Origin of the sequence: Mycobacterium paragordonae, from assembly GCF_003614435.1 — a bacterium.
Classification (GTDB): domain Bacteria; phylum Actinomycetota; class Actinomycetes; order Mycobacteriales; family Mycobacteriaceae; genus Mycobacterium; species Mycobacterium paragordonae.
Genome location: NZ_CP025546.1, coordinates 2,424,320 through 2,436,270, shown reverse-complemented (window position 1 = coordinate 2,436,270; position 11,951 = coordinate 2,424,320). Strand labels below are relative to the sequence as shown.

At 67.0% G+C, this 11,951-nt stretch carries 11 protein-coding genes; 5 read left to right on the top strand and 6 right to left on the bottom strand.

Annotated elements, in window-relative coordinates; genetic code table 11:
* Positions 1–44: 44 nt before the first annotated feature.
* The 4 genes from pspM to pgsA all read right to left on the bottom strand — a co-directional run bounded on the left by pspM (position 45) and on the right by pgsA (position 2,814).
* Positions 45–860, bottom strand: a complete 816-nt coding sequence (pspM, locus tag C0J29_RS11305) for a phage shock envelope stress response protein PspM (protein ID WP_120792375.1) — start codon at positions 858–860, stop codon at positions 45–47.
* 8 nt (positions 861–868) lie between these two features.
* Positions 869–1,690 (bottom strand): phage shock protein PspA, encoded by an 822-nt coding sequence (pspA, locus tag C0J29_RS11300; protein WP_120792374.1) that lies wholly within the window; start codon positions 1,688–1,690, stop codon positions 869–871.
* Positions 1,691–1,825: 135 nt separating this feature from the next.
* Positions 1,826–2,140 carry a transcriptional regulator ClgR gene (gene clgR / locus C0J29_RS11295; RefSeq protein WP_065045014.1) on the bottom strand — a complete coding sequence of 105 codons (315 nt, stop codon included), beginning with the start codon at positions 2,138–2,140 and terminating at the stop codon, positions 1,826–1,828.
* Between the two features lie 77 nt (positions 2,141–2,217).
* Positions 2,218–2,814, bottom strand: coding sequence for a CDP-diacylglycerol--glycerol-3-phosphate 3-phosphatidyltransferase (gene pgsA, locus C0J29_RS11290; RefSeq protein WP_197748199.1), 597 nt, complete (start codon positions 2,812–2,814; stop codon positions 2,218–2,220).
* Positions 2,815–2,872: 58 nt separating this feature from the next.
* Between pgsA and C0J29_RS11285 the strand changes: the two genes are divergently transcribed.
* Complete coding sequence (locus C0J29_RS11285) at positions 2,873–3,397, top strand: amino-acid N-acetyltransferase (RefSeq protein ID WP_065045012.1); 525 nt, start codon at positions 2,873–2,875, stop codon at positions 3,395–3,397.
* Positions 3,398–3,471: 74 nt separating this feature from the next.
* Here C0J29_RS11285 and C0J29_RS11280 read toward each other — a convergent pair whose 3' ends face one another.
* Complete coding sequence (locus tag C0J29_RS11280) at positions 3,472–6,009, bottom strand: DNA translocase FtsK 4TM domain-containing protein (RefSeq protein ID WP_120792372.1); 2,538 nt, start codon at positions 6,007–6,009, stop codon at positions 3,472–3,474.
* Positions 6,010–6,127: 118 nt separating this feature from the next.
* On the opposite strand from C0J29_RS11280, the gene C0J29_RS11275 reads away from it, so the two are divergent.
* The 4 genes from C0J29_RS11275 (at position 6,128) to C0J29_RS11260 (ending at position 10,186) form a co-directional block, all read left to right on the top strand.
* A complete protein-coding gene (locus tag C0J29_RS11275) occupies positions 6,128–8,098 on the top strand; it encodes a SpoIIE family protein phosphatase (protein WP_162951437.1) in 1,971 nt (656 codons plus the stop codon).
* A 79-nt stretch (positions 8,099–8,177) separates the two neighbouring features.
* Positions 8,178–8,492, top strand: coding sequence for a putative quinol monooxygenase (locus C0J29_RS11270; RefSeq protein WP_065045009.1), 315 nt, complete (start codon positions 8,178–8,180; stop codon positions 8,490–8,492).
* Complete coding sequence (locus tag C0J29_RS11265) at positions 8,492–9,310, top strand: mycofactocin-coupled SDR family oxidoreductase (protein WP_120792370.1); 819 nt, start codon at positions 8,492–8,494, stop codon at positions 9,308–9,310. The genes C0J29_RS11270 and C0J29_RS11265 overlap by 1 nt, the downstream gene beginning before the upstream one ends.
* A gap of 3 nt (positions 9,311–9,313) precedes the next feature.
* A complete protein-coding gene (locus C0J29_RS11260) occupies positions 9,314–10,186 on the top strand; it encodes an SAM-dependent methyltransferase (protein ID WP_120792369.1) in 873 nt (290 codons plus the stop codon).
* Positions 10,187–10,274: 88 nt separating this feature from the next.
* On the opposite strand, the gene C0J29_RS11255 is transcribed toward C0J29_RS11260, so the two are convergent.
* Positions 10,275–11,951, bottom strand: a complete 1,677-nt coding sequence (locus C0J29_RS11255; RefSeq protein ID WP_065162603.1) for a ribonuclease J — start codon at positions 11,949–11,951, stop codon at positions 10,275–10,277.

Sequence of the window (11,951 nt, the reverse complement as noted above, 5' to 3'; positions counted from 1 at the left end):
GCTGAACGGCCTGAACGGTCTGAAGTTCCCGTAGCCGGCGCGCCCTAAATCGCCCGCGGCAACCCGCCGAGCTCGTCGAACGCCTGCGCCCAGCTCAGCAGGCGATCGGTCGCACCGACCAACTCGTCACGATAGCGCTGCTGCGACAGGGTCGCTCCGCCTTCGCCGTTCGCCGATGACACCAATTGCGCTGCGGCGGTGACCATTTCGTTGTACTGGCGGACGCCGGCACCCAACTGTGCGGTGTAGGCGTTGATGGTCGGCACCAGATACTGACGCGATCCCTCGGTGTTGTGCGCGGCGCGTTCCATCGACACCACCTCGGCGGAGGTCGCCGCCATGGCCGCCGAGGTTCGCTTGGCCGCGTCGGTCAGGTCGGCGATCTCGCCGGGCGGCAGCATCGCGCCCCGCTCAATCACGCCCAGTAGCGAGAAGAAGCCGCGCTCAGAGGCACCCAGGGCGTACATCGCGGGCCGGGCGGCCGAACCGGGCGGCGGCAGGCGACGGGGGCCGGACGGGCGTTCCGCAGGCAGCGGGTCCGACTTCAACCAGTAGTAGCGGAAGAACAACAACGTCGCCGGAATCACCATCACGACCGCCACGGCGCCGGTGATCTGCAGCAGCAGCGCAAACCAGCCCCAGGCCGCCAGCACCGCGGTCACCAGCCCCCAGAACACCACGCCGGCGGTGAAGATCCAGGCCCACCGCAGTGCGCGGCGCCGTCGGCGCAACTGGCGCGCCCGCGGGTCGCTGGCGGCGCTGATCTTGCGGGCGACCAGGTCGGTCAGGTCGGCAGCGGTGTCGAACCCGCGCTGCAGCAACCCTCGCAACAGTCCGCGCTGATTCGACTTCGCCGCCATCGACCCGCCTACTGACCGAACGGCTTATCGGGTACGGCTCCGCCCGGCTCGGTAGCCGGCGTCGCCGGAGTGACACCCGGTGCGGCCGCGCCGCCCGCGGGCAGTGCGTCCCCACGCATCGACGCGCGGATCTGCTCGAGCCGGGAGTGCCCGGCCATCTGCACGCCGGCCTGCTCGACCTCGAGCATCCGACCCTGCACCGAGCTCTGCGCAAGCTCGGCGGAGCCGACCGCGTTGGCGTACCGCCGCTCGATCTTGTCGCGCACTTCGTCGAGGCTTGGCGTGTTGCCGGGGGCGGCGAGGTCGCTCATCGACCGCAGCGAAGCGCTGACCTGCTCCTGCATCTTGGCCTGTTCGAGCTGGCTGAGGAGCTTGGTGCGCTCGGCGATCTTCTGCTGCAGCACCATCGCGTTGCGTTCAACGGCTTTCTTGGCCTGGCCTGCGGCCTGCAGGGCCTGGTCATGCAGCGTCTTGAGGTCTTCGACGCTCTGCTCGGCCGTCACCAGCTGCGCCGCGAACGCTTCCGCGGCGTTGTTGTACTCGGTGGCCTTCGCGGCGTCCCCGCCGGCGACGGCCTGGTCGGCCAGCGTGAGCGCTTGACGCACGTTGACCTGCAACTTCTCGATGTCCGCCAGCTGCCGGTTGAGCCGCATTTCCAGCTGGCGCTGGTTGCCGATCACCTGCGCGGCCTGCTGAGTCAACGCCTGGTGGGTGCGTTGTGCCTCTTCGATGGCTTGCTGGATCTGCACTTTCGGGTCGGCGTGCTCGTCAATCTTGGAGTTGAACAGCGCCATGAGGTACTTCCACGCTTTGACGAACGGATTGGCCATCAGTTAGCTCCGCCTTCGCTTCTTCTTGTGTGCCGGATGGGCCGCAACGCTTACCCTGCCGCTCAATTTAGTGGGTCAGCTCTCATCGCCCCACCCATGGTGCATATCTCGTGGCCGCGGGTCTACCCGCCGGGCTCACGCAACGGCCAGCGAGACCACCGGTGGGATGACAACCTTGATGCTGGCATCGATTGAGGCAGCACGGCTGGCACGCTCTTCCCGGGCCATTCGCTCGCCGGCGTCGATGAGCACCTGCGACAGCGGGACCTGCAAGGCGTCGCAGATCGCGGTGAGCAGCTCGCTGGACGGCTCCTTGCGGCCGCGCTCGATTTCCGACAGATACCCGAGGCTCACCCGCGCCGAATCGGACACCTCGCGTAGCGTCCGGCCCTGCGATGTCCGGGCCCCCCGCAGCACGTCGCCAACCACCTCACGCACTAGTGACGCCATCGTGCTCCCCTTCGTCCGGTCATCCCCAAGAATTCATGGGACTTCAGGTGAACGCGGGCGATGGCCGCAATGGTTCCCTAGATGTCGCGTTTGGTGTGGCGAATTTCCCGGACCGTAGATGCGACGTAGTCGATGCCGGTGACGACGGTGAGCAGAATCGCCAGACCCATCACCACCACGGCCGCGGTGTGCAGAATCCCGGACAGGGGCAGCACGAACAACCCGATCGCCACGGCCTGGACCACCGTTTTGAGCTTCCCGCCCCAGCTGGCGGGAATGACACCGCGGCGGATGACAGCCAGCCGCAACACGGTGATCGCCACTTCCCGGGTCAGGATCAGCACCGTCACCCACCAGGGCAGGTCGCCGAGCATGGACAGCCCGATCAGCGCCGCTCCGATCAGCGTCTTGTCCGCGATCGGGTCCACGAACGCCCCGAATTCGGTCGCCATGCCGTAGTTGCGGGCGAGCAGGCCGTCGTAGCGGTCCGTGATGCAGGCCGCCGCGAATATCGCCCACGCCGCCACCCGCGCCCACGAGTGGTGGCCGTCGCCGTAGAACAGCGCGTACAGGAATATCGGAACCAGCAACAACCGGAGCAGCGTGAGCACATTCGCCAGATTGGCGATACGGGCCTGACCCGCTACCTGACCCGCCTGCAGTTGCCCCGACACGGCCTCAGAATAACGGCTGGCCAGCTCATGTGGTCAGTGATGTCGATACTGTTTCCCCGTGACCGAAAGTCGACGGGATTACCGGCCGGTGGTTCGGCGAGCACGAACGTCTGACGTTCCAGCGATCAAACAACTCGTGGACACCTACGCCGGAAAGATTCTGCTGGAGAAGAATCTGGTGACGCTTTACGAGGCCATTCAGGAATTCTGGGTCGCCGAAGACCCGGAAATCGCCGGCAGAGTGGTGGGATGTGGCGCTCTGCACGTGTTGTGGGCCGATCTCGGGGAAATCCGCACCGTCGCCGTCGACCCCCAGCTGACCGGGCACGGAGTCGGACACGCCATCGTCAATCGGCTGCTCGAGGTGGCCCGGGAGCTGGAACTCGAGCGGCTGTTCGTCTTGACCTTCGAGACCGAGTTCTTCGGTAAGCACGGGTTTACCGAGATCGAGGGCACTCCGGTGACCGCCGAGGTGTTCGAGGAGATGTGCCGTTCCTACGACATCGGTGTCGCGGAATTCCTGGACCTGAGCTACGTCAAGCCCAATATTCTGGGCAACTCCCGGATGCTGCTGGTGCTTTAGCCCCGCGAGCAGACGCGAAATCGCGCAAAACCTGTGATTTTGGTGCGATTTCGCGTCTGCTCGCGCTGCTAGGGCTAGTCCTCGTCCGGGTCGCTGCCGTCAGCACCGCTGCCGCCGCGGATCAGCGCCAGCGTGCCAGCCAGCTCGTCGGGCTTGACCAGCACCTCGCGGGCCTTGGACCCTTCGCTGGGCCCCACGATGCCGCGCGTCTCCATCAGGTCCATCAGCCGGCCCGCCTTGGCAAAGCCCACCCGTAGTTTGCGCTGCAGCATCGAGGTCGAACCGAACTGACTGGACACCACCAGCTCCACGGCCTGCAGGAACACATCCATGTCGTCACCGATGTCGGGGTCGACGTCGGCACGCTCACCGCTGGGTTTGGCAGCGGTGACCCCCTCGGTGTACTCGGGCTCCGCCTGGTCCTTGCAGGCGGCGACGACGGCCTGGATCTCCTCGTCGGTGATGTAGGCGCCCTGCAACCGGATCGGCTTGCCGGCCCCCATCGGCAGGAACAGCCCGTCGCCCATACCGATCAGCTTCTCCGCGCCTGCCTGGTCCAGGATGACCCTGCTGTCGGTCAGCGACGACGTCGCGAACGCCAGCCGGGAGGGCACGTTGGTCTTGATCAGCCCGGTCACCACATCGACCGAGGGCCGCTGGGTGGCCAGGACCAGGTGGATGCCGGCGGCGCGCGCCTTCTGGGTGATCCGCACGATGGCGTCCTCGACGTCGCGCGGCGCGGTCATCATCAGATCGGCGAGCTCGTCGACGATCGCCAGGACATACGGATAGGGCCGGTACACCCGCTGACTTCCCAGCGGCGTCGTGATCTCCCCGGATCGCACCTTGGCGTTGAAGTCATCGATGTGGCGCACCCGCGACGCCTGCATGTCCTGATAGCGCTGTTCCATCTCCTCGACCAGCCACGCCAGCGCCGCCGCCGCCTTCTTGGGCTGGGTGATGATCGGCGTGATGAGGTGCGGAATGCCTTCGTAGGGCGTCAGTTCCACCATTTTCGGGTCGATCAGGATCATCCTGACCTCTTCGGGGGTGGCACGGGTCAGCAGCGACACCAGCATGGAGTTGACGAAGCTGGACTTGCCCGAGCCGGTCGAGCCGGCCACCAGCAGGTGCGGCATCTTGGCCAGGTTCGCCGAGATGAAGTCACCTTCGATGTCCTTGCCCAGGCCGATCACCAGCGGGTGGTGGTCCCGGCGGGTCGACGGAGCGGTGAGCACGTCGGCCAACCGCACCATTTCGCGGTCGGTGTTGGGCACCTCGATGCCGACGGCGGATTTGCCCGGAATCGGGGCCAGCATCCGCACGCTCTCGGTGGCCACCGCGTAGGCGATGTTCTTTTGCAGCGCGGTGATCTTCTCCACCTTGACGCCGGGGCCGAGCTCCACCTCGTAGCGGGTGACCGTCGGCCCGCGGGTGCACCCGGTCACCGCGGCGTCGACCTTGAACTGGGTGAGCACTTCGCCGATGGCACCCGCCATGTGAGTGTTGGCGGCGCTGCGCTTCTTGGGCGGGTCGCCGGCCACCAGCAGATCGAGCGGGGGAAGCGTGTACGGGCCTTCGATCACCCGGTCCAGCACCTGGGTGTCGCGCTTCTCGGCCTTCCCCCCGCGCCGGCGGGTCTTGGGCTCCGGAGCGGTCGGCGTCTCATCCGCGATGGGTTCGTCGAGCTCCGCCGTGGGCCAGGGCTTGGGCTCGTCCTCGGGGCGTAGCGGTGCTTCGTCGTAATAGCCGTCCGAGAAGTCCTCGGCCGGTGCGACCTCGACGGTGTCCGCGTCGTCGCCGGCGAAGTCGTCGTATTCGTCGTCTTCGTACTCACGCTGGAACAGCCTGGTGCCGAACATGTTTCGAAGCGCGTCGGGTACCTCGCGGATGGTGATGCCGGTCAGCAGCAACACCCCGAACAGCGCGCAGATGAATAACAGCGGCGCCGCGATCCACGGGGTCAATCCGTCCGAGAGCGGTCCCCCGATCGCGAAGCCAATGAATCCCGCTGCCCGCCTGCGCAATTCGGGATCTTCCGGCGAGCCGGACCACAAGTGGCGCAGTCCCAGAAACGACAGCGCGATGAGGCTGGAGCCGAGAATCAGCCGCGGCCTCGCGTCGGGGTCGGGCTCGGTGCGCATCAGGACAACTGCGGCAGCGGCGGCCACCAGCGGAAGCAGAACCACCGCCGAGCCGACGAACATCCGCAAACCCGCGTCTACCCACGCCCCCACCGGGCGGGCGGCGTCGAACCATGAACTGGCGGCGACGATCACGGCAATACCGAGCAGCGCCAGCGCGATCCCGTCGCGGCGATGTCCCGGTTCGATGTTGCGCGCCTGGCCGATCGAGCGCGCCGCGCCCCCGGTCCCCCTGGCGGCCATCATCCAACTCGCGCGCGCGGCCCGGCCGCAGGCGCGTCCGGTCATCACCAGCAGAGACTGATTGCGGCGTTTGGCCGGCCGGCTCACCCGCTTGACGGGCTTGCTCGGACGCTTCTTGGGCGCACGGGTCGACGCACTGGATCGCCCACCTGCGGCCGCGCCCCGCGAAGTGGCCCCCGACCTGCTCGTTCGTGCTCCGGAGCGGGCTGCGGTCTTACTGGCCATGCCCGCAAGCGTAGTCGCAACAACAACATCAGCACCACCCGCCACACTGGTAACGATTGGTTTATCGCGGCTTGCTCAACCCGTTACTTCGCAGGCTCCGAAGGGGCATTGTGGTGGGGTGTCGGAACGCGAGCACCTCGACGGCCGGGTCGGCGATGCAACAGTGGTGCAGTCGGTGTTCGAAGCGATGGATGTCATGGCGTGTTGCTGGCAGGGCCCGGACCTGCGTTTGGTGGCCGCGAATGCTGCGTTCCGTTACGTCGCGGGCCGAGACGATGTGATCGGTTGCACGGTCTCCGAGGTGTTTCCGGAATTGGACGGCCAGCTGATGAACCCGGTGATCGAGCGGGTCTATACCAGCGGCCGTACCGAAATCGGCCGGGAGTGGCGAGTGCACTGGGAGCACCCGGCGTCCAACCGGGTCGAGGAGCGGTGGCTGAGCTTTGTCGTCACCCCACATCCTGAGAACCGGCAGTGGGTGCTTGCGTACGCAAACGACGTCACCGACCAGGTGATGGAGCGTGAGCTTGCGGGGCGACGGGCCGCAGAAGCGCAACGCCGCTACGAGGCAACCCGCGAGGTGGTCGACGAACTGCAACGGGCACTGCTGCCCATCGAGCTTCCGGTGGTCCCGCATATCGACATCGCGGCCCGCTATTTGACTGCATCACGCGACCAGGCCGCCGGCGGCGACTGGTTCGACGCGCTACCGCTCGACGACGGACGCATGGCTCTGGTGGTGGGCGACGTGGTGGGGCACGGAGTGGCGGCATCGGCGGCCATGGGGCAGCTGCGCGCAGCACTCGAGCTGGCGTTGACCACCGCTGCGGACCTCGGTTCCGCCGTCGCGCAGGTAGACGCGTTCGCCGCGAAGAAGCGACCACTTCGGGCCGCCACTGTCGGCATCGTCGTGATCGACCCGCGAACCACGGACATGGAGTTCTGCCTGTGCGGGCACCCGCCTCCCGTCGTGGTCAGCGCGGACGGCAACACCCGATTCCTGCACCAAAGTGGAAGCGCGCCATTGGGAGTCGGGCATCACCACGCCGTCGTCCGCAGGTCGCTGGAAGCCGGCGACGTGGTCCTGCTGTACTCCGACGGCCTCATCGAGCGTCCGGGCAGAACCATGGCCGAAGGCTACGCGGAGGTGGCGCAGGTGGCGGCCGACGCGGTCGCGAACCGTGTGCTGCCCACCGGCGCGGCGGATTCGCCGGCGGCGCGCGCGTGTCAGCTGACCGTCGAATTGCTCACCCGCACTGGGTATGACGACGATGTGACCACGCTGGCGGTACAACTCGTCGCCGCGCCCCCACCGGAGTTGACCGTGTCGACCCTTGCGGATGACAACGGCATCACCGAAGCGGTCAACGGAATCCGGACCTGGCTGACCGCAATCGATATCAGCGATGAGGCCACGCTGGCGATCGAGTTGGCCGTCAACGAGGCGATCGCCAACGTGGCTGTGCACGCCTATCCCGACTGTGCACCCGGACCGCTGCGCGTCACCGGCAAGCTGCAACCCGGCGGCGTGGCCGAAGTCTGCATCGGCGACGACGGGCAGTGGCGCACGCCCGGAATTGCCGATATCGGCCGGGGACGTGGCCTGGCGATGATGGAACGGCTCCTCGACGAGGTGACCGTCAAGCATGACGGCGCGCCGCGACCGGCTGGAAACGGCACGGTAGTGACGTTGCGGCACAAAGTATCTCGCCCCGCACTGGTCGCTTCCAGCAGACCCGGAAGCAGCCCGTCGGCATTCGGGCCGCACTCCTACCGCGCCGAACGCTACGACGAACCCGGCAGGGCGACACTGACGGTGACCGGGGCGGTGGATGCCTTGACCGCCGACCAGTTCAGCGCTGACCTCTCGGATGCCGCCCAGGGCGGCACGGTCGGCTTGACGGTGCTCTTGGACCAGGTCACCCTGCTGACCAGCAAGGGTGTGCGGGCATTGTTCATGACTCGCGACCAATTGGCCGCCCATCAGCGGCCGTTCACTCTGATGGCAGCTGCGGGCAGCCCGGCCGCTGTGGTGCTCGACCTGGTGGGGCTCAGTCGCACCGCCGACCAGCAGCCAGGCGGCAGCTGACACCGGTGTGCGCCGTCGATGTGGGTAGGGTGACCACAGTGCTCAAACCCGCCCGCCACAGTCGTCAGGAGGACCCAGCATGCCCGTAGTCGTCGTCGCCACGCTGACCGTGAAGCCCGAATCGGTCGACACCGTCCGCGATGCCCTCACCACCGCGGTCGAGGAGGTGCACGGCGAGCCCGGCTGCCAGCTGTATTCGCTGCACCAGACGGGTGAGACGTTCGTCTTCGTGGAGCAGTGGGCCGACGAGGAGGCGCTGAAGACCCACAGCACGGCGCCCGCGATCGGCAAGATGTTCGGCGCCGTCGGCGAGCACCTGGCCGGGGCGCCCGACATCAAGATGCTGGCACCGGTTCCGGCCGGGGACCCCGATAAAGGGCAAATCCGCGCCTGATGGCCCGGCCCCTGGAAGGCAAGACGGCCTTCATCACCGGCGTCGCGCGTGGTCAGGGACGCGCCTATGCGCTCCGGTTGGCCGCTGACGGTGCGAATGTGATCGGCGTCGACCTGTGCGGCCGGATCGACAGCGTGCCCTACCCGTTGGGCACCGCCGAGGACCTGGCGCACACCGTCAGACTCGTGGAAGACGCCGGAGGGCGGATCGTGGCCCGACAGGGCGACGTCCGGGACCGCGAATCGCTGGCGGCCGCATTGCAGGCCGGGGTCGACGAGTTCGGCCGGTTGGACATCGTGATCGCCAATGCCGGGATAGCCCCTATGCAGTCGGCGGAGGGTTGGCGTGATGTCATCGACGTCAACCTCACCGGCGCTTACCACACCGTCGACGTATCGACTCCGATCATGATCGAGCAGGGTGACGGCGGATCGATCGTGCTGATCAGTTCGGCCGCCGGCCTGGCAGGTGTCGGAAGTGCCGACGCCGGGTCGATCGGCTACACCGCTGCCAAGCACGGCCTGGTCGGCTTGATGCGCCTGTATGCCAATCTGCTTGCGCCACATGATATCCGGGTAAACTCTGTGCACCCCTCGGGCGTCGACACGCCGATGATCAACAACGAGTTCATCCGTCAGTGGCTCACCGATCTGGTCAGCAAGACCGGCCGGGCGCCCGGCATGAGCAACGCGCTGCCGGTGCAGATCCTGCAGCCCGAGGACATCGCCAATGCTGTCGCGTGGCTGGTGTCCGACCAGGCCCGCTACATCACCGGCGTCACGTTGCCGGTCGACGCGGGCTCGGTGAACAAGCGGTAGCTCGTGGCTCGTAATCCCGCTGCCCGCACGGCATTCGGACCGATGTTGCTGTGCGCGGTCGAGCAGAACGAACCGGCCGACCGCCGGCTGGTGGACGACGACCTCGCCGAGCTGTTCCTGCCGGCGCCCCTGCGCTGGCTCGCGACGGCCACCCGGGCGACGGTGTTGCGGCGGGCGCTGGTCGGTGCATCGGAGCGGACCGGCCCCGGGTTGTGGGCCAATCTTGTCTGCCGCAAACGTTTTGTCGGCGACAAACTGGCCGAAGCGCTTCCCGACATCGACGCGGTGGTGATTCTCGGCGCGGGTCTGGACACCCGCGCTTACCTATTGACCCGGCAGATCCGCAAACCGGTCTTTGAGGTGGACCTGCCGGTCAACATCGCCCGCAAGGCGCGGACTGTCCGCAAGGTGCTGGGCGAGCTGCCGCTGTCAGTTCGGCTGGTGGGGCTGGATTTTCAGCGCGATGACCTGCTGACCTCGCTGGCCGAGCATGGATATCGCACCGACTACCGGGTGTTTTTCATCTGGGAGGGCGTCACCCAGTACCTCACCGAGGACGCCGTGCGCACCACGCTGGAAGGGCTGCGGCCGACGGCGCCCGGCAGTCGCATGGTGTTCAGCTACGTCCGGCGCGACTTCATCGACGGCACGAACCGGTATGGCTCACCCACGTTGTACCGTTCGGTGCGGGGACGACGTCAACTGTGGCACTTCGGCTTGTTGCCCGAGGAAGTGGGCGGGTTTCTCGAGGAATACGGCTGGCGACTGGTGGAGCAGGTGGGGCCGGACGAGCTCGTCGAGCGTTACGTCAGGCCCACCGGCCGCAACCTTCCGGCGTCACAGATCGAATGGTCGGCCTACGCGGAGAAGGTCTAGGCCTTTTCGGCACCCCGGGCCGGCGAGCGTGAAATCTGCGACGCCTGATCGGCGTGTCCCGTCGTGAGATTCACACTCGCGGAAGCGTTTACACCTCGAGGACCGTCGGCACGATCATCGGCTGCCGGCGATACGTCTCGCCCACCCATTTGCCGACGGTGCGACGCACGCCCTGAGCGATCCGGATCGGATCGGTGACGTTGTTGGCCGCCAACGATTCCAGTTCCGCCTCGACCTTGCGCACCGCGGGTTCCAGCGCCTTGGGGTCTTCGGAGAAGCCGCGGGAGCTCAGGTGCGGCGTCGCTACCGGCTTACCGGTACCGCGGTGCACCACCACGGTCACGGCGACGAAGCCCGAGGACAGAATGAGCCGCTCCCCCAAGGTGATCTCGCCGACGTCGCCGGTGATCAACCCGTCGACGAACATCTTGCCGACCGGTACCGCGCCGGCGATGCTGGCCTTGCCGGCCACCAGATCGACGCTGACGCCGTTCTCCGCCAACATGATCGACTCTTCGGGCACCCCGGTGCTGGCGGCCAGCTTGGCGTTGGCCCGCAGGTGCCGCCAGGTGCCGTGCACCGGCATGACGTGCCGCGGACGCACCCCGTTGTACAGGAACAGCAGCTCGCCGGCATAAGCGTGGCCCGAAACATGCACCCGCGCTTGGGCATTGGTGACGACACGGGCGCCGATCTTGGCCAGCGCGTCGATCACGCCGTAGACGGCTTCCTCGTTGCCCGGGATCAGCGACGACGACAACACGATGAGGTCGCCGGCGGTCAGCGTGATGCTGCGGTGCTCGCCGCGGGACATCCGCGACAACGCCGCCATCGGCTCGCCCTGAGTTCCGGTGGTGACCAACACAACCCGGTCGGCCGGCATCTCTTCGGCGGCGGCGATGTCGATCAGATCCGAATCGGCTACCTTCAGAAAACCGAGTTCGCGGGCGATGCCCATGTTGCGCACCATCGACCGCCCGACGAAAGACACCCGCCGGCCCAATGCCACTGCGGCGTCGATGATCTGCTGGACGCGGTCAACGTTGGAGGCGAAACACGCCACGATCACCCGGCCGTCGGCGCCGCGGATCAGGCGATGCAGCGTCGGGCCGATCTCGCTCTCCGACGGACCGACGCCGGGGTGTTCGGCGTTGGTGGAGTCGCACAGGAACAGGTCCACGCCGGCGTCGCCGAGGCGTGACATGCCGGGCAGGTCGGTGGGACGGCCGTCGAGTGGGAGCTGGTCGAGTTTGATGTCACCGGTGTGCAGGACGGTGCCGGCGCCGGTGTAGACGGCGATGGCCAGCGCGTCCGGAATGGAGTGGTTGACGGCGAAATACTCGCACTCGAATACTCCGTGCCGGCTACTCTGGCCCTCCTTGACCTCAACGAACACCGGTTTGATGCGGTGCTCGCGGCATTTGGCGGCGACCAGCGCGAGGGTGAACTTGGAGCCGACGACCGGGATGTCCGGCCGCAGCCTGAGCAGGAACGGGATCGCCCCGATGTGGTCCTCGTGGGCGTGGGTGAGCACCAACGCCTCGATGTCGTCCAGCCTGTCCTCGATATGACGTAGGTCGGGCAGGATCAGGTCGACGCCGGGTTCGTCATGGGTGGGAAACATCACGCCGCAGTCGATGATCAGCAGCCGGCCCAGATGCTCGAAAACCGTCATGTTGCGGCCGATTTCGCTGATCCCGCCGAGCGCGGTGACCCGCAGCCCACCTGCGGCCAAGGGACCTGGTGGGGCGAGCTCCTCGTACAA